22 protein-coding genes are annotated in these 22,585 nt (G+C 48.1%); 18 read left to right on the forward strand and 4 right to left on the reverse strand.

Annotation, left to right across the window (positions count from 1 at the left end):
• Window positions 1-3 precede the first annotated feature (3 nt).
• From recD2 to DXA55_RS07945, 14 genes are all read left to right on the forward strand, one after another.
• Complete coding sequence (gene recD2, locus DXA55_RS07880; RefSeq protein ID WP_117813631.1) at window positions 4-2,259, forward strand: SF1B family DNA helicase RecD2; 2,256 nt, start codon at window positions 4-6, stop codon at window positions 2,257-2,259.
• Between the two features lie 66 nt (window positions 2,260-2,325).
• Window positions 2,326-2,916: a ComF family protein gene (locus DXA55_RS07885; RefSeq protein ID WP_147342002.1), complete on the forward strand. Its 591-nt coding sequence runs from the start codon at window positions 2,326-2,328 to the stop codon at window positions 2,914-2,916.
• Window positions 2,895-3,044, forward strand: a complete 150-nt coding sequence (locus DXA55_RS07890) for a ComF family protein (protein WP_147342003.1) — start codon at window positions 2,895-2,897, stop codon at window positions 3,042-3,044. The genes DXA55_RS07885 and DXA55_RS07890 overlap by 22 nt, the downstream gene beginning before the upstream one ends.
• Window positions 3,045-3,133: 89 nt before the next feature.
• A complete protein-coding gene (locus DXA55_RS07895) occupies window positions 3,134-3,565 on the forward strand; it encodes a hypothetical protein (protein WP_117813636.1) in 432 nt (143 codons plus the stop codon).
• Window positions 3,562-4,722 (forward strand): hypothetical protein, encoded by a 1,161-nt coding sequence (locus DXA55_RS07900; protein ID WP_117813638.1) that lies wholly within the window; start codon window positions 3,562-3,564, stop codon window positions 4,720-4,722. The genes DXA55_RS07895 and DXA55_RS07900 overlap by 4 nt, the downstream gene beginning before the upstream one ends.
• A 56-nt stretch (window positions 4,723-4,778) precedes the next feature.
• Window positions 4,779-5,666 carry a diadenylate cyclase CdaA gene (gene cdaA / locus DXA55_RS07905; RefSeq protein WP_330410111.1) on the forward strand — a complete coding sequence of 296 codons (888 nt, stop codon included), beginning with the start codon at window positions 4,779-4,781 and terminating at the stop codon, window positions 5,664-5,666.
• Window positions 5,663-6,979, forward strand: a complete 1,317-nt coding sequence (locus DXA55_RS07910; RefSeq protein ID WP_158565058.1) for a CdaR family protein — start codon at window positions 5,663-5,665, stop codon at window positions 6,977-6,979. Before cdaA ends, DXA55_RS07910 begins: the two co-directional genes overlap by 4 nt.
• Before the next feature lie 11 nt (window positions 6,980-6,990).
• Window positions 6,991-7,263, forward strand: coding sequence for an HPr family phosphocarrier protein (locus tag DXA55_RS07915; protein WP_022462230.1), 273 nt, complete (start codon window positions 6,991-6,993; stop codon window positions 7,261-7,263).
• A 12-nt stretch (window positions 7,264-7,275) separates the two neighbouring features.
• Entirely contained in the window at window positions 7,276-8,376 is a 1,101-nt protein-coding gene (gene glf, locus DXA55_RS07920; RefSeq protein ID WP_022462231.1) for a UDP-galactopyranose mutase, read from the forward strand.
• A 128-nt stretch (window positions 8,377-8,504) separates the two neighbouring features.
• A complete protein-coding gene (locus DXA55_RS07925; protein WP_158565059.1) occupies window positions 8,505-9,605 on the forward strand; it encodes an LCP family protein in 1,101 nt (366 codons plus the stop codon).
• Window positions 9,606-9,796: 191 nt separating this feature from the next.
• Window positions 9,797-12,091, forward strand: coding sequence for a hypothetical protein (locus tag DXA55_RS07930; RefSeq protein ID WP_117813642.1), 2,295 nt, complete (start codon window positions 9,797-9,799; stop codon window positions 12,089-12,091).
• Window positions 12,092-12,102: 11 nt separating this feature from the next.
• The gene (locus DXA55_RS07935) at window positions 12,103-12,411 is read left to right on the forward strand and encodes a L,D-transpeptidase (protein WP_242998410.1); all 309 of its coding nucleotides are present in this window, start codon (window positions 12,103-12,105) and stop codon (window positions 12,409-12,411) included.
• A gap of 111 nt (window positions 12,412-12,522) precedes the next feature.
• Window positions 12,523-13,404, forward strand: coding sequence for an ATP-dependent sacrificial sulfur transferase LarE (larE, locus tag DXA55_RS07940; RefSeq protein ID WP_330415170.1), 882 nt, complete (start codon window positions 12,523-12,525; stop codon window positions 13,402-13,404).
• Window positions 13,401-13,913, forward strand: coding sequence for a dihydrofolate reductase (locus tag DXA55_RS07945; RefSeq protein WP_117813646.1), 513 nt, complete (start codon window positions 13,401-13,403; stop codon window positions 13,911-13,913). The genes larE and DXA55_RS07945 overlap by 4 nt, the downstream gene beginning before the upstream one ends.
• Window positions 13,914-13,995: 82 nt before the next feature.
• Here the strand turns inward: DXA55_RS07945 and DXA55_RS07950 are convergent, their stop codons facing one another.
• From DXA55_RS07950 to DXA55_RS07960, 3 genes are all read right to left on the reverse strand, one after another.
• On the reverse strand, window positions 13,996-15,144 hold the full coding sequence (locus tag DXA55_RS07950; protein ID WP_117813648.1) for a toxic anion resistance protein: 1,149 nt from the start codon (window positions 15,142-15,144) through the stop codon (window positions 13,996-13,998).
• 73 nt (window positions 15,145-15,217) lie between these two features.
• Window positions 15,218-15,889: a 5-bromo-4-chloroindolyl phosphate hydrolysis family protein gene (locus tag DXA55_RS07955; protein ID WP_117813650.1), complete on the reverse strand. Its 672-nt coding sequence runs from the start codon at window positions 15,887-15,889 to the stop codon at window positions 15,218-15,220.
• The gene (locus DXA55_RS07960) at window positions 15,862-16,569 is read right to left on the reverse strand and encodes a hypothetical protein (protein WP_117813652.1); all 708 of its coding nucleotides are present in this window, start codon (window positions 16,567-16,569) and stop codon (window positions 15,862-15,864) included. Before DXA55_RS07960 ends, DXA55_RS07955 begins: the two co-directional genes overlap by 28 nt.
• Window positions 16,570-16,815: 246 nt before the next feature.
• Here DXA55_RS07960 and DXA55_RS07965 point away from each other — a divergent pair, with 246 nt between their 5' ends.
• Genes DXA55_RS07965 through DXA55_RS07975 form a run of 3 tightly spaced genes read left to right on the forward strand, consistent with a single transcriptional unit; the run spans window position 16,816 to window position 20,767 of the window.
• Window positions 16,816-17,934 (forward strand): DUF362 domain-containing protein, encoded by a 1,119-nt coding sequence (locus DXA55_RS07965; RefSeq protein ID WP_117813654.1) that lies wholly within the window; start codon window positions 16,816-16,818, stop codon window positions 17,932-17,934.
• An 18-nt stretch (window positions 17,935-17,952) separates the two neighbouring features.
• The gene (locus DXA55_RS07970; protein ID WP_055264878.1) at window positions 17,953-18,945 is read left to right on the forward strand and encodes an alpha/beta hydrolase; all 993 of its coding nucleotides are present in this window, start codon (window positions 17,953-17,955) and stop codon (window positions 18,943-18,945) included.
• Window positions 18,946-18,958: 13 nt separating this feature from the next.
• Entirely contained in the window at window positions 18,959-20,767 is a 1,809-nt protein-coding gene (locus tag DXA55_RS07975) for a DUF6320 domain-containing protein (RefSeq protein ID WP_117813656.1), read from the forward strand.
• 119 nt (window positions 20,768-20,886) lie between these two features.
• Here the strand turns inward: DXA55_RS07975 and DXA55_RS07980 are convergent, their stop codons facing one another.
• Window positions 20,887-21,318 (reverse strand): MerR family transcriptional regulator, encoded by a 432-nt coding sequence (locus tag DXA55_RS07980; protein WP_055227315.1) that lies wholly within the window; start codon window positions 21,316-21,318, stop codon window positions 20,887-20,889.
• A 244-nt stretch (window positions 21,319-21,562) separates the two neighbouring features.
• On the opposite strand from DXA55_RS07980, the gene DXA55_RS07985 reads away from it, so the two are divergent.
• The gene (locus DXA55_RS07985) at window positions 21,563-22,531 is read left to right on the forward strand and encodes an AraC family transcriptional regulator (protein WP_117813658.1); all 969 of its coding nucleotides are present in this window, start codon (window positions 21,563-21,565) and stop codon (window positions 22,529-22,531) included.
• Window positions 22,532-22,585: the final 54 nt, after the last annotated feature.

A 22,585-nucleotide genomic window follows, 5' to 3' on the forward strand; every position in this document is an offset into this window, starting at 1 on the left:
AAGATGAGTGAAAAAGAAAAAGTAGAAGGCTACGTAGAACACATTATTTTCCGAAATGAGGAGAACGGCTATACCGTCCTGAATCTGAGCATGAAGGGGCGCGAGCTGACATGCGTCGGCACGCTTCCGATGATCGGAGAGGGCGAGCTGATCGAGGCTTCCGGAGATTATATTGAACATGCTGCCTATGGAAAGCAGTTCCGCATTGAATCCTATGAGACGAAAGTTCCACAGGATTCTGTTGCATTGGAGCGGTATCTCGGTTCCGGTGCGATCAAAGGAGTCGGTGCGGCGCTGGCGGCAAGAATTGTGCGCCGCTTCGGTGACGATACGCTTCGGATCATCGAGGAAGAGCCGGAGCGCCTCGCGGAGGTAAAGGGAATCAGCGAGCGGAAAGCGCGTGAAATTGCACAGCAGGTGGCAGAAAAAGCCGAAATGCAGAATGCGATGATTTTCCTCTCGGGATATGGCATTGCACTGAATCTCGGTGCAAAGATTTATCAGCAGTACGGGGACAATGTGTACCGGATTTTAAAGGAAAACCCGTATAAAATGGCGGAAGATATCGCAGGCGTGGGATTTCGGACGGCGGATGAGATTGCCGGAAAAATCGGGATTGCCGTGGACAGCGAATTCCGCATCAAGAGCGGTCTTTCGTATGTGCTGAATCAGGCGACGGCAGAAGGCCATGTCTATCTGCCGGAACCGGTGCTGCTTCGGAGAGGGCAGGAACTTCTCGGCGTAGAACCGGAGCGGATGCAGAAATCTCTGCAGGATATGGCAATCGACAAAAAAACGGTCATCCGCGAGCTCCCGGCCGAACGGGAAGGGGATGAGCCGCTGCGGATTGTGTACGCCAGCCAGTATTATTATCTGGAACTGAGTACGGCGCGCATGCTGCATGAGCTGAATATTACATGCGAGGAAGACCGTGAGGCAATCGAAAAGCGGATCGGAAAGATCGAGAAAAAATATCAGATCGAGCTGGATGAGATGCAGAAGACGGCAGTCGTTGAGGCGGCATACAGCGGTCTTATGATCCTGACCGGAGGTCCCGGAACCGGAAAAACGACGACCATCAACGCGATGATCCATTATTTTGAGGCAGAAGGCCTCGACATTTTCCTGGCAGCGCCGACCGGAAGAGCGGCGAAACGAATGACAGAGGCAACTGGCTGTGAGGCATGCACGATCCACCGTCTTCTGGAACTGACGGGAAATGTGGATGACTCCTCGGCAAATGTGCATTTTGAGCGGAACGCAGATAATCCGCTCGACGCGGATGTCATCATCATTGATGAGATGTCGATGGTTGATATCCACCTGATGCATGCCCTTCTTTCCGCGATTGTGCCGGGAACAAGGCTGATCCTGGTGGGAGACCAGAACCAGCTTCCAAGTGTCGGCCCGGGCAGTGTTCTTCGGGATCTGATCCGTTCGGAATGCTTTCCGATTGTCTGCCTGACGCACATTTTCCGGCAGGCATCCCAGAGCGATATTGTTGTCAATGCACATAAGATCCATAATGGGGAAGAGGTTATACTGGACAATAAGAGCAAAGATTTCTTCTTTCTGAAACGGTACGATGTCAACGTGATCTGGAAAGTGCTGGTGACGCTGGTGTCCCAGAAACTGCCGCGTTATGTGGATGCCCGCCCGCAGGATATCCAGATTCTGACTCCGATGCGGAAAGGTGCACTCGGGGTGGAAAATCTGAATCAGATTCTGCAGAAATACCTGAACCCGCCCGCACCGGACAAAGCCGAGCGGGAAAATGGAGGTAATATCCTCCGCGAGGGCGACAAGGTCATGCAGATCCGCAACAATTACCAGATGGAGTGGGAAATCCGCGGCATCAACGGAATCGTGGCGGAGCGCGGTATGGGTGTATTCAACGGAGACCTCGGCATGATCCGGAGCATCAACCCGTATACCGAGGTGATCACCGTGGAGTTTGAGGAAGGAAAATTCGCAGACTATACGTTCAAACAGGCGGACGAGCTGGAGCTCGCCTACGCCACAACGATACATAAAGCGCAGGGAAGCGAGTACCCGGCGGTTGTGATTCCGCTGCTCGGCGGCCCGCGCATGCTGATGACGCGGAATCTTCTGTATACGGCCGTGACGAGAGCCAGAAAGTGCGTCACCATCGTCGGAAGTGATGTGACATTCCAGGCAATGATCGGAAATCATATCGAGGCGAACCGGTATACAACGCTCGCCAGAAGAATCCGGGAAATGCAGGAAGAAAACGCGTAAACACGTTTTTCCGGGGCATGGATGCGGCTGCATCCGGCAGAGTGGATAAGGGAAAGCGCAGGTTACATGAAAGAAAAAAATAAAACAGGAAACTGGCTTTTAAACGCAGTTTATCCGAGACGATGTCCCATCTGTGACGGACTGCTGTCACGTGAGGAGCTGTATCTATGCCGGAATTGTGTGGAAAAGATCCATCCGATTCTGGGCGCGCGGTGCAAAAAATGCGGGAAACCCGTGGGCAGTGAGGAAGAGTTCTGCCGGGACTGCAGCAGAACGAGGCACAGCTTCGACCGCGGTTTTGCGCCGTACGGTTACCACGGGGAACTTGAGGCTTCCCTGATGCGGTTCAAATATCATGAACGGCAGGAATACGCCGGATTTTATGCTCACGCGGCGTTTTCCTATGTGGGAAAGCAGATCCAGAGAAGAAATCCGGAGGTGCTCGTTCCGGTGCCGCTTCATCCGGCGAGACAGCGGCAGCGCGGCTACAATCAAGCGGAGGTATTTGCAGAAAAGCTGGCAGAAGAAATGGAACTTCCCATGAATGCCCGCCTGATCCGCCGTGTGAAAAAACAAAACGCCAGAAAGAGCTTGGTCCCGCCGAGCGGCGAAAAAACCTGGAGGGAGCTTTCGCATTGGCAAAGCCGGGACAGATGAAATACTGCCGGATTCTTCTGGTAGATGACATTTACACAACGGGAAGCACGGTTGATGCCATTGCGTCACTGTTGAAAGTGAATGGAGCAGAACAGGTGGATTTTGTTTGTGCGGCAATTGTAAAATAGTGTGTGAATATTTTGAGAATAGCTTTCCAATATCGGAAACATATGGTAAAATAAACATAATTTAGAACGGGAAGAGGAGACCAAGAGGCATGTTGGACGAAAAAAGGATTCGTCAGATGACAAAACTGGCTTTTTCGAAAAAAAAGAAGAAAAAAAATGCCTTACGAATCGGCCGCTATTTTCGGAGTGATTACATCGGAAAAGAGCTTCTGAAAAATTTTTTTCTGGCTTCCATCGGATACATTCTGGTACTTGCGGTTGCAGTCTTATATCATATTGAATGGTTGGTGGACGAGATAGACACAATCGACCTGCAGTTTGCAGCAGGGTGTCTGATCGCGTCCTATCTGTGTTTTCTGGCAGTCTATTCCATTGCCGTGTATGTGATCAGCACGATCCGTTACCAGGGAGCACAGAAAAAGCTGAAATGGTATGGAAAAGAGCTGGATGACCTGCAGAACATATATGAGGAACAGGAAAAAAGCGGGAAGAAATCCGGGCGCAGGAGGAAGGAAACATGACAGTATTGATCGAACTGAAAGAAAAATTAAAAGAGTTTTACGGCTCCTGCAGCGGAATCGTACTTCCGATTGTGAAATTTCTGCTCGCTCTTGCTGTATTTCGTGGTATTAATTCCAATCTCGGCTATCTGAAGATGCTGGACAGCATGTATGTGGTATTGATTCTGTCACTGATCTGCGCCATCCTGCCATTGAATGGAATGGTTTTCCTTGCAATGCTGGTGATCATCGGCCACTGCTTTGCACTTCACATGGTAGTCGCGGGTCTTGCGGCGCTGGTTCTGCTGGTGCTCTGGTTTCTATATCTTCGCTTTGTGCCGAAGGATGCGCCGGCACTCCTTTTGACACCGCTCGCATTCTGGCTTCACGTGCCATCTGCCGTTCCGGTTGCCTATGGTCTTGCCGGCACGCCGCTCTCTGCATTTTCAGCAGCCTGCGGTGTCGTTGTCTACTATATGTGCGACATGATTCACGGAAAAATGGAGCCGCTGCTTCATGCGGCGGAAGCACCGGAGATCACGGCAGTCGTACAGGAATTTTTCAACGGCCTCTTCCGCAATGAGGAAATGCTGCTGGTTCTGATCGCCTGCGCACTGACCGTACTTCTTGTCAATGCAATCCGCCACAGCAGTGCGGACTATGCATGGCAGATTTCCATTGTGGCAGGTTCGGTTGCCTATGCGGTTATTATGATTGCCGGAAGCCTGGCACTGGATGTACAGATTGCACTCCCGATGGTTCTGATCGGGGCGGCGGCCGGCTGTCTGGTTGGATTTGTTCTGGAGTTTTTCCTGTTCGGTGCAGACTACACCCGGACAGAATACCTGGAATATGATGACGACGATTATTATTACTACGTAAAAGCCGTTCCAAAATTCAATGTGACAAAGGCACAGCGCCGTGTGACTTATATTCGGAATGAAAAGAAAAAAGAACCGGATCTGACAGACGAGGAACTCGATGTTCTGGCAAATCTTGGACATACAGAAGAATCCGGGAACAGCAGGGATCTTGATGAGATCGAGGAAAAAGAAGAAATAGAAGAAATAAACGAAACAGAAGAAATTCAGGAAGAAGAAATTCCGCCGCTGGACGAGGGCGATTATCAGGATGTGGATTATAAGAGCATGCTGGAGGACACCTTAAAGGATCTTTAAAAGAATTTTGAAAATCAGAAGAAAACCGGCTGGGGGAAAAGAAAGGAAGTGACAGTGTGCGTGGCGTGTGGAACTGGATTGTCACAAGAACGGCAGACTACGGGCTGCCAAAACAAATTGAACTGATTGATATTGTGCAGATTCTGCTCATTGCATTTTTCGTCTATCACCTGATCCGCTGGCTGCAGAATACAAAGGCCTATACGCTGATGAAAGGTATTTTTCTGATTGGTGTCTTTGTCATCATTGCAAACGTGCTGAAAATGCAGACGATTCTGTGGCTGTTCGGAAACATCGGCGGGGCGGCGATCACAGCGGTTGTAATTATCTTTCAGCCGGAGCTTCGAAGAGTGGTCGAGCAGATTGGAGAAAAGAATCCGCTGTCTGCCATTTCTTTTGCGAGCGGCCAGGAGGAAAATGAACGGTTCAGTGACAAAACCATCAATGAACTGGTAAGGGCCAGTTTTGAAATGGGAGAAGTAAAGACCGGAGCGCTGATCGTCATCGAAAAGACCATCACCCTGGAGGAATATGAAAAGACCGGAATCCCGATTGACGGCGTTCTGACCAGCCAGCTGCTGATCAATATTTTCGAACACAATACGCCGCTGCACGACGGAGCCGTGATTGTACGGAACAACCGTGTCACGGCAGCAACATGTTACCTGCCGCTGTCCGACAACATGGATCTGAACAAGAATCTTGGAACACGCCACCGTGCAGGTGTCGGCATCAGTGAGGTGACGGATTCCTTTACGATTATTGTCTCCGAGGAAACCGGAAATGTGTCGTATGCTTCCGGCGGAGAACTCCACACGGCAGTAACACCGAGCGACCTTCGGGAGCAGCTTCACAAAATCCAGAAGCTCGCGAAAAAACCGGAAGAGAAGAAAGGATGGCATATCCGTGGAATGCGTCAGAAAGTGGAGGGAGAGAAGAAATGAAAAAGAAAATTCTGAAAAAGCTTCTGAACAATCTCCCTTTGAAAATTCTTTCTATCCTGATTGCCATTGTAATCTGGTACGTTGTGGTCAGTGTGAATGACCCGATTGTGAAAGAGCGCTTTGATGTCCCCGTGCAGGTGACCAATGAAGCCTACATCGCAGCCGGAAAGAAAACATACCAGATTGCGGAGGAATACCAGACGGTCACGGTTACTGTCACGGACAACAACTCGGTTGTCAGCCGGCTGAAGGCATCGGATATCACCGTCACGGCCGATCTGACCCAGATTGTGACGATGGATACAAACCCGGTTTATGTGCCGATCAAGGCAGCGTGCTCCATGGTAAAACAGGAAAAACTGAGCACAGTGACAGCAACGATCCCTGTGGAAATCGAGGATGTGGACAGCGAAAAATTCCCGATCACAATTGACGCAGGAAATACGAAACCGGCAAAAGATTACGAAGTGGGAACGATGACTTCCGATCCGGAGAGCATCACCATTTCCGGCCCGACGTCCCTGATCAATAAGATCAGCAGTGTGGTGGCAAAAGTAGATGTAACCAATATGCGGAATTCCGGAACCGTCACGGCGGATCTGATGATTATTGATAAAAACCAGGATGAGATGCCGGAATCCCAGATGGAATTTTTGAATTTCGACAGCGGCTCCCCGCAGGTGGATGTGGATATTGAACTGTGGCACCGTGTATCCGGTATTAAGCTGAGTGCACTGTACAGCGGAATTCCGGCAGACGGCTATCAGATTAAAAATATCTATACCACACCGGAGGAAATCACCGTTGCCGGATCCGAGGAGGCACTTGCAAAGCTGGCGGATGAAGGCAATACGATTGAAATTCCGGAAGACTATACCTCCGTTGCAGGACAGCGCTCCGATGTGGAGACGACGGTTGACTTAAGCGATGTTCTCGCCGATGTGACAGATCTGAAAGTATCTTCCAGTTCGTCTGCATCCGTTACCGTTCACGTAACGGTTATGCCGAATGAGAGCAGGGAATTTGAACTTGATGTCGATCAGATCGAGACGGGCAATCTTCAGTCCACTTATACCGTTCTGTATGATCAGACACAGCTTGCAATCCGCATTAAAGCATCGGACAAAAATCTGGCCAAATTAGATACTTCCCAGATCAACGCATCCATAGATCTGAATGGAATGGGTGTCGGGGATTACGAGGTACCGGTAAAAATCACACTGCCGGATGGCTATGAGCTCGTAGACAGTGTCAAGACAACGATTCATATCAAAGAAAAAGCAGTAGCAAATAAAACGACAGGAACAAATTAGGAGGGAAACCAATGGTAAGCGGAAAAGTGACCGTGAAAAATCCAACCGGCCTTCATCTTCGCCCGGCCGGAACCCTGTGCAAACAGGCAATGCAGTTTAAATCATCTATTACATTCCACTACGGAGATGGAAATACAGCAAATGCAAAGAGCGTCTTAAGCGTCCTTGGCGCATGCGTCAAATGCGGAGACGAAATTGAGCTGTTCTGCGAGGGAGAGGACGAGGAGGAAGCTCTGCAGTTCCTTGTCAATTCCATCCGGACGGGACTTGGGGAAGAACTGTAAGGAGAAAGAACAATGAAGAAATATGATTATGTTCTGGTTGGCGCCGGTCTGTATTCCGGAGTGATCGCTTATCTTGCCGGTCAGGCAGGGAAAAACTGTCTTGTACTGGAACGAAGAGATCATACAGGCGGAAATATTTACTGTGAAGAAATCGAGGGAATTCATGTACACAAGTATGGAGCGCATATTTTCCATACTTCGAATAAAGAGGTGTGGCAGTTTGTCAATTCGCTGGCAGAATTCAACCGTTATACAAACTCGCCGATTGCCAACTACAAAGGCGAAATTTATAATATGCCGTTCAATATGAATACCTTCAGTAAAATGTGGGGAATCCGCACACCGGAAGAGGCGAAAACAATCATCGAAGAGCAGAGAAAAGCTGTTCCGGGAGAGCCGAAAAATCTGGAAGAGCAGGCGATCAAACTGGTTGGAAAAGATATTTATGAAAAGCTGGTTAAGGGTTATACAGAAAAGCAGTGGGGAAGAGACTGCAGTGAGCTGCCGAGCTTTATCATCAAACGGCTTCCGGTGCGCTTTACGTATGACAACAACTATTTCAATGACCTTTATCAGGGAATTCCGATTGGCGGCTATAACGTTCTGACAGAGCGGCTTTTTGAAAAAGCGGATGTACAGACAGGTGTTGATTTTCTGGAAGATAAAGAAAAGTACCTGGCGATGGGTGAGACGGTGATTTACACCGGAGCGATTGATGCGTTTTACGATTATGCACTTGGCAAGCTGGAATACCGTACGGTGCGCTTTGAAACAGAAGTGCTGGATACCGACAATTATCAGGGCGTAGCTGTAGTAAACTACACCGATCGGGAGACACCGTATACGCGTGTGATCGAACACAAGCATTTCGAATTCGGAACCCAGAAAAAGACCGTCATTTCCAGAGAGTATTCCACCGACTGGAAAGAGGGGATGGAGCCGTACTACCCGGTGAATGATGCCAGAAACCAGGAACTTTATCAGAAATATGCCGCACTTGCGGAAAAAGAAGAGAAGGTTATCTTTGGCGGAAGACTTGGAGAATACAAGTATTACGATATGGACAAAGTCATTGAGGCTGCACTGAACCAGTGGGAGAAAATGCAGCGGTAGGAAAAAGAACTGCAAACGGAAATCAATCAAAACGGACTGCACACTTGACAGCAGTCCGTTTTTTGACTATATTATAAACGATATCCGGCTGGAAAATACCGGAAAATAAGAAAATGAAAGAGGTCGTTATGAGAAAAGAATATGATGACGAGGATGAAATCCCGGAAAGACGCCATTCCTCAGGAAAGAAAAAGAAGAAATTCGGCTGGGTTAATGTGCTCACCATCCTTCTCGTAGTTGTACTGGTTGTGCTCGTCGGTGTCTATGCTGTAATCAATCACTATTACAGCAAGAGTAACTATGTAAGCGACGATAAAATCACGATCAATAAATCCACAGAGGTTGAGACAGAAAGTACCGGGTTGACTGATGAGGAGACGGATGCCCTGCAGTCTGAGATTTTAAATGAGACACAGGACATTGAACTTCCAAACAACAATAACGTGTACAACATTCTGCTGATCGGTGTTGACCGTCGTGACAAAACGTGGTATGGAAACTCCGATTCCATGATTCTGATGTCCATCAATAAAGATACAAAACAGATCCACATGACATCCTTTATGCGTGACCTGTATGCAAATATCCCGGATGTCGGTGTGAAAAAACTGAATGCAGCCTGCGCATATGGCGGCGGTCCGCTGGTTGTACGAACCATCGAGGACAACTATAAACTGCCGATTGACAATTATGCAAGTGTTGACTTCGATTCCATGATTGACATTATCGATGATATCGGCGGAATCGAGCTTTCGCCGAGCGATGATGAAATCCGTGTAGCGAACCAATATGTTGATGAAATGTGCAGACTCCGTAATGTGGATGCTTCCGCCCATCAGTATACAGCAGGCGGAGAGCAGCATGTGGATGGCTATCAGGCAGTTGCATATGCAAGAATCCGTTACGTTGGAAATTCTGATTATCAGAGAACGGAGCGTCAGCGAGAGGTTTTAAGCAAGATGATGCAGAAAATGAAATCGTCAAGCGTAACAGAACTGAGTGCACTGGCGGATACCATTCTTCCAAGTGTTACCCATAACATTGATCAGTCTACATTGATGACATTGATCGGAGAGCTGCCGACGATCCTCTCCTATGAGATTGTACAGAGCCGTGTACCATACGATGATCTGTACTCCAGCAAGGGTGAGATGCTTGTTCCGGATTTCTCGGCAACCATTTCCAGACTTCAGACAGAAATCTACGGATCTACTACCGTAAACGAATAAAAAAGAAACAAATGAAAAACCTCCTGTATCCGGCAAGAAAACCGGAGCCGGGAGGTTTTTTCTGCCCGAAAAACCGGAAAAAACCATAAGAAATTTGTAAGGTATTTTACCGGCGGATAACTTGAAATAGATGGAAAAATGTAGTAAGCTATAAATTGTATAAGAGTAAAAAAATGGGAGGATGAATAAGAATGAAAAGAAAGTTTCTGGCCGCAGCCGTACTTGGCGTCATGGTAAGTGTTACACCAGCCGGTGCATATGCAGCTTCTACAGAAACCAGTCCATTACCGGTAAATTCGGAAAGTGATACTGTAGCTCAGGCCGAAGACGAAGAAACGACTCCGACTCCGGCGCCAACTGAGACCCCAGAGGTTACACCGAGTGAGACTCCGGCTCCAACCGAAGCACCGACCGCAACACCAACCGTAACACCAACTGAGACCCCTTCCGAGACACCGACGCCGAGCGCAACTCCGGCTCCGGAAGTAAGTAATCTGAAGGAAGGCTGGAACAGCGTTGAAAGAGATGGAAAGAAACAGTTTCAGTACGGAGTTCTGGATGAGAATAATAAGGTGGTAGCTGCTACCGGACCAATAGAAATCGACGGTGTCGGTTATGTGTTTGATGAAAACGGCTACATGCTGACCGGTGAAGTAGAGCTGACGGATGAAGATGGAAAAACCGGAATCTACTACTTTGAGACAGAAGGGGAAGATCCTGCAAAAGATGAACTTGGTTCGAGACAGCAGGGTATTTGTGAAGGAAAAGTATTTGCACCGGAACTGAAAAAAAATGAACTTGTTACCATCAAATTTGAGGATGGCAGTGTGGATGATTACTATGCCGATGAAGAAGGCTATGCAGTCTGGAGCACAACTCAGAAAGTAGGAGATGTAACATATCTGTTTGGCAATGATGGAACCCGCGTAAAAGAGGCAGGTTTCCAGACTGTTGTTGATGAAAACAATGTAACGCATACCTATTATCTGAATGCAGAAGACAGCACTGTATCTCTTGGAAATCACAATGCGTATCAGCAGGGAGATCGTACGGTAAGCTGGTTGACGGTTGGCTCTAACTGGTACTTAGTGGATGCGGAAACAGGGGAACTTCTTTCAGGATGGCAAAAGGTAGATACAGCAATCTACTATATGAAACCAGCTTCCTTTGATGCAAACGGAAATTTGAAAGATGGAAGTTTCGAGATGGAAACCGGTAATCAGAAAAATAAATCCGGCTGGGCACAGATTGATGGAAAATGGTACAGCTTCTGCAGCTGGGGCGGCGTACGGACAGGCTGGTTCAATTACGATGGAAATAAATATTATCTCCATGAAGACGGTCATATGGAAGACAACGCGCTGAATGTGAACGGAACCATGTATCTCTTCAAGAGCTGGGGCGGCATGTGTGTCAACGATGTTGGAAGCTATAATGGAAATTATTATTACGTTGGTGCTGACGGAGCCGTTTCGACGACAACAGGATGGAAAAAAATTAAAACCAGCACGCAGACAATCTGGTACTGGGCAACTGCAGACGGCGGAAAACTGCTGACGAATTCCTGGCTGGATTACAATGGAAACAGCTATTATCTGAAAGCCGATGGAAAAATGGCTTTTAATGAGTGGCTGGATAACACCTATTACTTCCGCAGCTGGGGTGCGGCCTACAAAAACGCATGGGCAAAAGTCAACAATGTATGGTATTATTTTGACGGAAACGGAAAGAAATATACCAGCGGCTGGCTGACCTACAAAGGAAATAAGTATTATCTGAAATCCGATGGAACCATGCTTGCCAATGAATGGCTCGATGGAAAATACTACTTCAAGAGCTGGGGTGGTATGTATAAAAACGAATGGGGCAAGTCCGGCGATATCTGGTACTGGTTTAATGCAGATGGAACCAAACGGACGCAAAAAGGCTGGTTCCTCTATGATAAAAATTATTATTATCTGGATAAAGATGGAAAAATGCTGACCGGCTGGGTTTACCATGACGGTAACTATTATTACATGAAGAGCTGGGGCGGCATGGCACATGACGAGTGGATTCTTCATGATAAGAACTGGTACTACTTCAAGAGCTGGGGCGGCATGTACCATGATCAGTGGCTGACACTGAACGGTTCTCAGTATTATTTCCGCAGCTGGGGCGGAAGATATCAGAACTGCACCGCTACGATCAATGGAAAACAGTACAAATTCGATGCTTCCGGACGCAGAATCACGGAAGGATGGGAGTACATCGGAAAATACCGCCGTTACCGCAAAGCAGACGGTTCTTTGATGGAGGATGTGACAAGCATCTTCAATCCGTCATCCAAATACATCACAGTAGACAGAACCCGCGGACGTGTCACCATTTACGGCTATAACAGTGCAACCGGTTCTTACGATACCCCGATCAAATCAATGATCTGCTCCGTAGGAAATCCAATCAGTACACTGCAGCAGGAACATATAAAATCGGCTGGCAGTTGAAAAAGAAGCAAATGAGAGGTGAAGATTATGTGTGCTGGGCACCATATGTATCACAGATTTATGACGCTGTTTACTTCCATGGCGTAGCAAGCAGCACACCGGATCTGAATATGATCTCTGCCGTAGACTTCAATTCCCTGGGATCACCGATGTCACATGGTTGTGTCAGACTGACTGCAATCGATGCAAAATGGATTTATGATAACGTCAGCAGCGGAACAACGGTCCGCATTGGCGACAATCTGGATTATCCGCTGACAAACCCGACCCGTTATACCTGGACAGGCGGTGCTTTCGGAAGCGATCCGACATATCGATAAAAAATAGAACAGGAATACCTGTATGAGAAAATCCATCGGGGCAGCAGTGCCGCCGATGGATTTTCTGATAAGAAGACATCGGCCATTTTACAGGAAAGGAAGACAGATACGATGGAATTACAGGAAAAGAAAAAGAACCGGACAGAACAGAAAACAGATATGCAGAATAAGGAAAAGGCATTGCTTACCCAACTTGACGAGATTGCAAAACAGGATCTCTGTCTGGCATTCTCCGGCGGTGTGGACAGCAGTCTGCTGCTGAAGCTTGTCATGGATGCATCTGCAAAATATGGAACAAAGGTTTATGCAGTAACCTTTCAGACACGGCTGCATCCGCCCTGCGACCTGGAGACAGCGACAAGAGTAGCAAAGGAGGTTGGCGCTGTTCATGAGGTCCTTTTTGTTGATGAGCTGGAGCAGGAGGCAATCCGTTACAATCCGGAAAACCGCTGCTATCTCTGTAAGCACTATCTATTTGGGAAACTTCTGGAATTTGCCCGCGATCACGGTGTCACCCAGGTACTCGACGGAACAAATGAGGATGACCTTCATGTCTACCGGCCGGGGCGAAAAGCGCTGAGAGAATATGGTGTTATCAGCCCGCTTGCAGCGTGTCATGTGACAAAAACAGAGGTAAAAGCACTTGCTGCAAAGTACGGCGTTTCCGTAGCACACCGTCCATCCACTCCATGTATGGCGACACGCCTTCCCTACGGGGCAGAAATTAACTATGACGTTCTGGATCGGATTGCGGACGGCGAAGCATGGCTTCATACGCTGTTCGGTGCGGAAGAGAATCTCCGCCTGCGTGTACATGGCGATGTGGTGCGTCTTGAAATTGCACCGGAGCGTATGGGGGAAGTGCTTGAGAAGAGAGAAGAAATGATTGCATATCTGAAAAAGATCGGCTTTTCTTACCTGACGATGGATCTGGAAGGGTTCCGTTCCGGCAGTATGGATGAGAAAATAACACAGAAAGAGGAAACAAAATGAAAGCAATTTTAAGTGCGGACCGCAAATGGGGTCTGGGATATCAGGGACGGCTGCTGGTAAGTATTCCGTCTGATCTGCGGTTCTTCCGTGAAACTACGATGGGACACGTTGTCGTGATGGGAAGAAAGACACTTGCTACACTCCCGGCAGGCCAGCCGTTAAAAGGCAGAACGAATATTATTTTAAGCCGTGATCCGGAATGGACTGTCCGCGGCGCAACCGTTGTCCACAGTATTAAAGAGCTGATGGAAGTGTTAAAGCCGTATGAGGACGACGATATTTATGTTGCGGGCGGCGGAGAAATTTACCGTCAGCTTCTCCCATACTGTGATACGGCATACGTCACACGAATTGACATGACGTATCAGGCGGATACCTTCTTTGAGGATCTTGACGAATCACCGGATTGGGAGATGGTAGAAGAGGGCGATGAGCAGACCTGCTTTGATATTGAATTTTATTTCACGGAATACCGAAGAAAGAATGAAAAGGCAGAACGCCAGAGATAAGGGTAAGACAGGACGTAAAAAACGGAGAAACCACAGAAAAAGCGGCTTCTCCGTTTTTTTTTCATATAGGATACAAAAAGTATCAGTGCTGTCCGCCTGCAGAAAGCTCCAGCATTTTTTTCTTAATATCATTTTCGAGCTGTACCAGCTCAACTTCAGCGGCGGCACGTTTCTGGCGGCCGTCCTCCTGAATCTTCATCACTTCATCGAGGGTAGAGATCAGGCTCTGGTTCGTCTGTTTTAAGGTTTCCATATCGACGATACCGCGCTCAGATTCTTTTGCAGTCTCGATCGTTGCCATCTTCAGATTCTCCGCATTCTTTTTCAGAAGCTCATTTGTCATATCCGAAACCTGGCGCTGTGCTTTGGCAGCCTCAGTCGAGTGATGAACGCCGAGTGCAATGATCATCTGGTTTTTCCAGAGCGGAATGGTGTTGACGAGTGTGGATTGGATCTTTTCGGCCATTACAGAATCGCTGTTCTGAATCATGCGGATCTGCGGCGCTGTCTGGATCGAAACCATACGGGTCAGTTCCAGATCATATAGTTTCTTCTCAAATCGGTTGCAGAGATCTTCGAGATCCTTGGCAGCCTGTGCATCTTCGGCCTTTCCGGTCATCTGCGCTTTATTCTGCAGATCACGGAGTTCTGTGGAACGTACCAGCTCCAGCTTTTTCTTTCCTGCGAGAATGTACATGGTCAGCTCTTTAAAATAATTCAGGTTCTGTGCATACATCTGATCCAGAATGGCAATGTCTTTCAGAAGCTGCCGCTGGTGGCCGTCGAGCACGTCACAGATTTTATTGACATTCACCTCTGCCTTGTCATACTTCGCTTTCATTGCATTGATTTTGTTCGTGCTTTTCTTAAAGAAAGAAAATGGTCCCTTTTCTTCTTCTGCGTCAAACGTTTTCAGCTCTGTTACAACAGAGGTGAGCAGATCGCCGATTTCCCCGAGATCTTTGCTTCTAACGTTCTCCAGCGTTTTCTCGGAAAAGTCTGCCATTTTCTTCTGTGCACCGGCACCGTACTGCAGAATGCCGTTTGTATTGGCAAGATCAATCTGGGAAACAAAGGCATCCACCATGGCTTTCTGTTCGTCGGACAGAACAGAATCATCCATGACCTCTTTCTTTTCTTCCGGCTGCTGTACCGGAAGTTCCGGTTCCGGCTCCGGAGCGCTGAAACTTAAGCTTGGAATTTCAGTGGTGTCCTTTATAAAATCATTCATGTTTTCTATTCTCCTTTTCTTCGGTACGGAAACGTAACCGGTGATTTGATTTCAATTGTATAGCTTTGAATAGTTACATGTGAAGCGGCTCAATATCCTGCTTTGACGGACCTGCCTGATTTGTCAGTCCCTCCTGCGCCAGCATCGTCTGCAGAACAGAGATATCAGAAGAAATATCCCATGCCGTTGTCTGGAACAGATCATCAAGCAGCTTTTCGAATGCGGCATTGATGGTATCCAGTGTGTCCTCGATTTCCTTCTTGGTTCGGAGAATATTGTCGCTTTGAATTGGTTCGTTCTCAAAGGAACGGTAAGCGTCGAGCAGCTTCCAGGTTGTCGGCATATAGTAATCCATAAATTTCCGTAGGGCGGCGGCTTCTTTTGGGCGCTTTTTTGCCTCCTCGAGAATCCGGGTAACAACCGTTTCGAGACGGCTCAGCTTGGCTGTGATGACTTCACCCGGCAGATCCAGGTTGCACTGATGGATCTTCTGAATATAAGATTCACATTCTTCCAGCATCTGCTGATATTCCGGCGTTACACCGGAGGCCTCCAGCTGTTCACGTGCTTTCTGTTCGGCAATCTGCTGTTCCTTCTGGCTGGCGAGCATTGCGCGGTACTGGTCGTAGCAGTCCTTTGTCACCATCAGACAGGTACCATTCTCGTCGAGGTGGCCCTGGCGCAGCATGGATTTATCAATCATGGTCGTAATATCGGTCAGAAGCTCACCTTTCTCACAGTGCATACTGTCGCAGAGTTCTTTCGTAGAATATATTCCTTTGTGCCGATCAGCGTACAGATCTGGCGGAAATGGCGGACCAGACGCCGGTTTTTACTTCCCTTTTTCAGAAGAATGCCGCCGCCGATGGTAAATGCGGCAAAAATAAGAGAAGGAATCAGCGCGCTGTTGTCTGGACCTGCAAATAAGGAATACAGACTAAGCGCTGTGCAGCAGCCGAACAGTCCGGTGACACCCCAGCCGGCAGCCGTCTGAAATCCGCCGACAAGTGCAAGATCGGTGGAGGGCATAAAGCGTTCGCGCAGTACACGGCGTTCCTGTATGCGGCTGTTCCATTCCGTATTCTGGGGGGTCTGCCAGGTATGGGAAGGTTTGGGAACCGGGTTCGCGCTCTTACCCGGCATCGTGCCTCCCGGCCCGTAGGAATAGTGATGCGGTCCGGTCTGCTGCGCTGTATTATTATGGGAAGAATGCTGGCTGCTGTAGGAAGTATCTGCGGAATAGCCGCGGGACGGCTCCTGTGTGCCATTTGCACGGAATGGTCCCTTCCGGTTGGGGTAGACAAACTGGTTGATGGTGTCTGAAATCTTCCGGTTTAATTCCTGAAAATTCTGAGAATTTACAGCATTATCCACAAGCTTTCCAATACTGTCGCCGACATCCTTTAAATCATCTTCAAAACTCATGTCAGTTCCTTTCTGATGAGGTACTTTTTCTGTGTACCGTCTTCCGTTTATTATACAATGCGATTGGAAATCTTACAAGCATACAGTGCTTAATTTTCTATGAAGCTGGAGCTGACGGGAATGGTTACAGTTCACAGGAAATGATTTTGTTTTTGGATGAGTTGAAAGAAAGCAGTAACTATTATATACTAAAGAATATCGAATGTCAGAAAAAATCAAATTAGAATAAAGGGGCCGCAATACCAAATGAATAAAAACGAAATTATCCAGATACAGGGAATGGAATATAAAGAAATGACAAAACAGCTTTTGAACAAATGTGCCTTAGCTACGCTCATTCCTTCGAAGGTCAGTCTCATCGGTATTAAGCCAAATCTGGTAGCACCTGTCCCGGCGGAGTTTGGAGGGACGACACATCCGGAGGTGGTTGCGGGGATCATCGAATATCTTCAGGAAAACGGATTTACTAACCTTCAAATCATGGAAGGCTCCTGGGTGGGAGATAAGACGGAGGAATCGTTTGAGGTCTGTGGATACCGTATGCTTTCGGAACAGTACGGCGTTCCGCTTATCGATGCGCAGAAGGAAAAAAGCATGCCGGTGCAGTGTGGTGATATGGAACTTCAAATTTGCGAATGTGCGAAAAAGGTGGATTTTATGATCAATGTCCCGGTCATGAAAGGCCATTGCCAGACTAAAATTACCTGCGCACTGAAAAACATGAAAGGTCTCTTGCCGAATAAAGAAAAACGTCATTTTCATGCCATGGGACTTCATCGGCCAATTGCGCATCTGGGGTTGGGGATTCATCAGGATTTTATTTTGGTGGATAATATCTGCGGAGACCTTGACTTTGAGGATGGCGGTAATCCGTTTATTATGAATCGCCTTTTCGCTGGGTTAGATCCGGTGTTGATCGATGCATATGTCTGCGCGGAACTGCATTATAAGCCAGAAGATGTCCCGTATGTCAAAATGGCAGAAGAGTTGGGCGTGGGCAGCGCTGATCTCACACGGCTTTCAATCCGCCAAATTGGCGAAATTGGTGAAAAAAGAGTGATTCCGGAAAAACGGAAGATCGTGGAATTGCAGGATGTCGTAGAGGAAGTTGAGTCCTGCAGTGCCTGCTACGGCTATCTGATCCCGGCGCTTGACCGGCTGAAGGAAGAAGGACTGCTGCAGGAACTCCACGAAAAAATCTGCATCGGGCAGGGATACCGGGGAAAGAGCGGGGCGCTTGGTGTGGGAAGTTGTACTTCCGGGTTCGCATGCAATCTGAAAGGCTGTCCGCCAACGGATGAGCAGATGTATGAATTTTTGAAGCAGTACATTGCAACTAGACGAAAAACAGAAGCAGAAAAATAGCAACAGAGGAGAGAGCGAATGAAAAAAGCAGTCAAAGCCATTTTAAATGTATTGTCCTACGGCGGAATTGAAGTAGAATCCGCCCGTCGGCTTGCCGATATCAAGAAGCTGGATCCGATCCGTATTTTTCTGCGAAAATTGGATATGGAAATATATAATGGGGACTACAAGGTTCCGATTCGGCTGTTCTTCCCGGATGAAAAAATGGAGGAGCATGGTGCAAAAGAAGCGATTCTGTTCTTCCATGGCGGCGGCTGGACAACCGAGAGTGTGGAGACATACGACCGTGTCTGCGCACGCATGGCGCAGTCGACGGGGCAGATTGTTGTATCGGTAGAATACCGTCTTGCACCGGAGCATCGTTTCCCGACAGGCTTAGAAGACTGCTACGCCGCCGCCCAGGCAATGCTGCGCGGGGAGATTCTGCCGGAGGTAGCGCCGGAAAATGTCACGATCATGGGCGACAGCGCAGGAGGAAATCTTGCGGCTGCAGTCTGCCTGATGGCGAGGGACAAAAAAGAACTGCTGCCGGGGAAACAGATTTTGATTTATCCGGCGGTGAATTCCTGTTACACAGAGAAATCACCGTACAAATCCGTGAAAACCAATGGAACCGGATACCTTCTGACCAGTGTCAAAATGGAAGATTATGTAATTCTGTATCAGCGGACCGAAGAAGACCGCAAAAATCCGTACTTTGCACCGGTACTGGCAGAAAATCTGCAGGGACTGCCGGACACGCTGGTACTGACGGCGCAGTACGATCCGCTGCGCGATGAGGGCGAGGATTATGCGAAAAAGCTGAAAAGGGCTGGCAATCTGGTTGAACATCATCGGATCAAGGGCGCATTGCACGGCTATTTTGCGCTTGGCATTGAACACCTATATGTGCAGGAAAGTTTTCAGTATATGAATGCATTTTTAAGAAAAGAAAAACAGCAGAAAAATGCAGACGAAGAACTGGAAAACATAGCAGCAGTGAAGAAACAATTGACACACGGGAAGGCGTAAGGAGGCATAGAAAATGAAGAAAGAACATTCTTCGCGCTGGAGAAAGCTGGACAACGCGGCACAGGCATTTCCGGCGGCCACCGGAAAAAAGGATACGAGAGTCTTCCGGTTTTACTGCCAACTGAAAGAGGACATCCAGGCGGATCTGCTGCAGAAAGCGCTGGAGGAGACAATGGAGCATTACCCGGTGTTTTCCATGGTACTGCGGAAAGGTCTTTTCTGGTTCTATCTGGAGCAGCGCGATCTGCCAGCAAAAGTAGAAGAGGAAAAGCGTCCGCCGTGCAGTGAGATTTACGTACCCGACCACAAAACGCTTCTTTTCCAGGTTTCTTACTATAAAACCCGAATCAATTTCGAAGTATTCCATGCCCTGACAGACGGCACCGGTGCGATGCTGTTTCTGAAAGAACTGGTGAGCAATTATCTGATCCTGTGTCATCCCGAGGAAATCTTTTCAAAGGTCAGCGAAGACATGCTGACAGAGACAGATTTCGAGGAGGACAGCTTTTCCCAGTATTACACCGGAAAGAAAAGTGAAAAAGAAAAGAGCCGCCCGGCATACCAGATCAAAGGCGAGTATCTGGAGCAGGAGGAGATGGAAATTACTGAGATTCTGCTTTCTGCGGAAGCAGTTCATAAGTGCGCAAAAGCACATGGCGTGTCGGTAACGGCGTACCTTGCGGCGGCGCTGGTATATGCGGTATATGAAGAAATCCCGAAAAGCAGGCTGAAAAAGCCGGTTTCTCTGATGGTTCCAGCCAATCTCCGCAACTTTTTCCCATCTGCATCGATGACGAATTTCTGGAGCTGGATCGAGATTGCCTGTGATCTTGGGCCGGAGGCATCGTTTGAGGATGCCCTGCAGATCACGGGAGCCGCGATGCAGAAAGAGGCGCTGAAGCAGGAGATTTCCACACGTATGAACGATCTGGTACGGATTGAGCGGAATCCGGTGCTGCGCGCCGTGCCGCTGGAAATCAAAAATCTGGCGCTGATGGCGGGCACGACGCTCGGCGGACGAAGTATTACGACCGTCTATTCCAATATCGGCCGGATTCAGATGCCGCCGGAGTATGAAACATATATTGAGCGGTTCGGATTTTTCACCAGCACAGACAAAGTACAGATGTGTTCCTGCTCCTACGGGGACAGCATGGTGCTTGGAATCACATCTAAAATCGCCGATTCCAATATTGAACGGAACCTGATGCATCTGCTGCAGAAAGAGGGCATCGCCTGTGAACAGGAGGAAAATGATTTTCCGGGACAGAAAGAACAGCCGCACGGGACGGCCAAACTGGGATTGAAAATTTTTTCTTTCACCTGCATCGCGGCTGTCGTACTCTGCTGGATGATGAATTTCCTTGCAACGCCGCAGATGTGGTGGGCAGGTTATGCGACAGCGGGTGTGTTCTGCGCCTGGCTTCTGATCCGGGTGGGATATCAGAAACGGAAAAATCCACTCAAAAACAGTATGTGGCAATTGATCTTTATTATGATCGGTGCGATTCTGTGGGATTATGCGACGGGCTGGATCGGCTGGTCTGTCGATTTCGCAATTCCGCTCGCCGTTCTTATGAATGGCGCGACGATGCAGATTCTGGCAAGAGCGTACAAAATGGAGGTCAGTGAATATCTTTTTTATCTGATGCAGTCCGGAGCAGCAGGAATCGTTCCGGCGATTTTGTGGTTGACGGGAACTGTCCGCATTACCTGGCCGTCCGTGATCTGCGTGGGCCTTAGTGTGCTGTATCTGATCGGGCTGTTTTTTTTCCGCGGAAAAGATTTTATGCGGGAAATGCAGAAAAAATTCCGGGTATGAAGGGAAAAGGTGATAGAAAAAATAAGAAGAGCAGGTAAGAAAAGTGGATGTTGGTCCCTTTTCTTACCTGCTCTTTTGAAACTTGTGTGTGTCTGCGGCGGAAAAGCCTGGAGAGAAATCTACTGCGCCTTCTCCTCACAGCCGCAGGAATCCCACGACGGCATTTCATCCCCATTTTTAATCGCATCGCGAACCGCGCTGTAATACCGCACTTTCTGCTGAATATGTTCGAGATCAGATTCCATGCGCTCGATTTTCTCGCGTGTATTCTGCTCATGTTCCTTGAGAATGGCAACCATCTGGTCAATATTTCCCGGGATATCGTTCTCAAGCCGGAAAAACTCCTGAATCCCCGCAATCGGAAGCCCGGTGCGTTTGAAGCAGAGAATTGCGGTCATGCAGTCAATGTGCTGCTGGGTGTAAATTCGTTTCTTACTTTCGGTATGAATGACATCCGTCAAAAGTCCGATCTCCTCATAATAACGAAGCGTAGAGGCCGGAAGTCCAAAACGCTCGGACATTTCACGAATGGTGTAGGTCTGCTGTTCCATGGAAAAACCTCCTTGAACGATAGAGTTTGAATAGTAGAATAACTTCTTAAAGTATACTTTAAGAAAGTGAAATTGTAAAGAGAGAATCTTCGTTACGTTTCACTTGGCAGTGCAGCACTTGCTGTTTTGATGCGTAGGAAAGGAATATTTATCAGAAAGTGAGAAGAAAAAGTACATTGCTTATTTGCACCAGAATGGAATATAATAGAAAGCAGAAAAAACGTGAAAAATGTGAGGAATAATCGTGAAACAGGAAATTATAGCAGACCTGTCCCGGATTACGGAGGAGGAACAGGCGATTCTGGACGGCAAGACGGAAGTGGAAAAGGAGCGGTATTCGAGCGGGCAGAAGTTTGTGATGGATGCGGGAAAGCTGCTGGAGCGGGGAAAATTGATTGATATTCGGCCGCACACGCGGTTTATTCGTTTTCCGGCGCACAGCCACAATTATGTCGAGATGATCTACATGTGCCAGGGAAGCACCGTGCACACCATCAACGGGGACCGGATCGAGCTGAAAACGGGTGAGCTGCTGATTCTGAATCAGAATGCAGTGCAGAAAATTGAACCGGCAGGGCGTGACGATATCGCGGTCAACTTTCTGATTCTGCCGGAGTTTTTTGACCAGACGCTGCGAATGATCGGGGCAGAGGAGAATCAGTTAAAGGATTTTATCGTCGGCTGTCTGAAAAGCGGGGAGGTACCGCTCTGTTATCTGCATTACAGAATCGCGGATGTCCTTCCGGTGCAGAATCTGATCGAAAATCTCGTCTGGACGCTCTTACATCACCAGAGCAATAAGCGGAGCATCAATCAGATTACGATGGGCCTTTTATTCCTGCAGCTCATGAACTACACCGAACGCGTGCAGGTGGGAGAGCAGTATTTTGAACAGGAGATGCTGCTCGGCGTATACCGCTATATCGAGGAACATTACCGGGAGGGCAGCCTTTCGGAACTGGCGGAAGAACTGCACTACGATTTTTACACCTTAAGCCGCCTGATCCGCCGCCTGACCGGGAAAAACTACACTGAACTTGTCCAGAACAAACGCCTGACCCAGGCCGCGTATCTGTTGGAAACGACGGGACTTTCCGTGGCAGACATCGGCGAGCGGGTCGGGTATGAGAACATGAGTTATTTCCATCGGATTTTCAAAGAGCGCTATGGAATATCGCCGAAGAAGTACCGGGTGGAGAAGAAAATACAATAGGACAAGAAAAACGGATCGAGTATCTGACTTTAAAATCAGATGTTCGATCCGTTT

This window comes from Blautia sp. OF03-13, assembly GCF_003460685.1.
Classification (GTDB): Bacteria; Bacillota; Clostridia; order Lachnospirales; family Lachnospiraceae; genus Fusicatenibacter; species Fusicatenibacter saccharivorans.

What these genes read in the sequence shown, in the direction of transcription:
- recD2 (WP_117813631.1), top strand. Translation starts at nt 4, where the DNA reads ATGAGTGAAAAAGAAAAAGTAGAAGGCTACGTAGAACACATTATTTTC.
- DXA55_RS07885 (WP_147342002.1), top strand. Translation starts at nt 2,326, where the DNA reads ATGAAAGAAAAAAATAAAACAGGAAACTGGCTTTTAAACGCAGTTTAT.
- DXA55_RS07895 (WP_117813636.1), top strand. Translation starts at nt 3,134, where the DNA reads ATGTTGGACGAAAAAAGGATTCGTCAGATGACAAAACTGGCTTTTTCG.
- DXA55_RS07900 (WP_117813638.1), top strand. Translation starts at nt 3,562, where the DNA reads ATGACAGTATTGATCGAACTGAAAGAAAAATTAAAAGAGTTTTACGGC.
- DXA55_RS07910 (WP_158565058.1), top strand. Translation starts at nt 5,663, where the DNA reads ATGAAAAAGAAAATTCTGAAAAAGCTTCTGAACAATCTCCCTTTGAAA.
- DXA55_RS07915 (WP_022462230.1), top strand. Translation starts at nt 6,991, where the DNA reads ATGGTAAGCGGAAAAGTGACCGTGAAAAATCCAACCGGCCTTCATCTT.
- glf (WP_022462231.1), top strand. Translation starts at nt 7,276, where the DNA reads ATGAAGAAATATGATTATGTTCTGGTTGGCGCCGGTCTGTATTCCGGA.
- DXA55_RS07925 (WP_158565059.1), top strand. Translation starts at nt 8,505, where the DNA reads ATGAGAAAAGAATATGATGACGAGGATGAAATCCCGGAAAGACGCCAT.
- DXA55_RS07930 (WP_117813642.1), top strand. Translation starts at nt 9,797, where the DNA reads ATGAAAAGAAAGTTTCTGGCCGCAGCCGTACTTGGCGTCATGGTAAGT.
- DXA55_RS07935 (WP_242998410.1), top strand. Translation starts at nt 12,103, where the DNA reads ATGAGAGGTGAAGATTATGTGTGCTGGGCACCATATGTATCACAGATT.
- larE (WP_330415170.1), top strand. Translation starts at nt 12,523, where the DNA reads ATGGAATTACAGGAAAAGAAAAAGAACCGGACAGAACAGAAAACAGAT.
- DXA55_RS07945 (WP_117813646.1), top strand. Translation starts at nt 13,401, where the DNA reads ATGAAAGCAATTTTAAGTGCGGACCGCAAATGGGGTCTGGGATATCAG.
- DXA55_RS07950 (WP_117813648.1), bottom strand. Translation starts at nt 15,144, where the DNA reads ATGAATGATTTTATAAAGGACACCACTGAAATTCCAAGCTTAAGTTTC.
- DXA55_RS07955 (WP_117813650.1), bottom strand. Translation starts at nt 15,889, where the DNA reads ATGCACTGTGAGAAAGGTGAGCTTCTGACCGATATTACGACCATGATT.
- DXA55_RS07960 (WP_117813652.1), bottom strand. Translation starts at nt 16,569, where the DNA reads ATGAGTTTTGAAGATGATTTAAAGGATGTCGGCGACAGTATTGGAAAG.
- DXA55_RS07965 (WP_117813654.1), top strand. Translation starts at nt 16,816, where the DNA reads ATGAATAAAAACGAAATTATCCAGATACAGGGAATGGAATATAAAGAA.
- DXA55_RS07970 (WP_055264878.1), top strand. Translation starts at nt 17,953, where the DNA reads ATGAAAAAAGCAGTCAAAGCCATTTTAAATGTATTGTCCTACGGCGGA.
- DXA55_RS07975 (WP_117813656.1), top strand. Translation starts at nt 18,959, where the DNA reads ATGAAGAAAGAACATTCTTCGCGCTGGAGAAAGCTGGACAACGCGGCA.
- DXA55_RS07980 (WP_055227315.1), bottom strand. Translation starts at nt 21,318, where the DNA reads ATGGAACAGCAGACCTACACCATTCGTGAAATGTCCGAGCGTTTTGGA.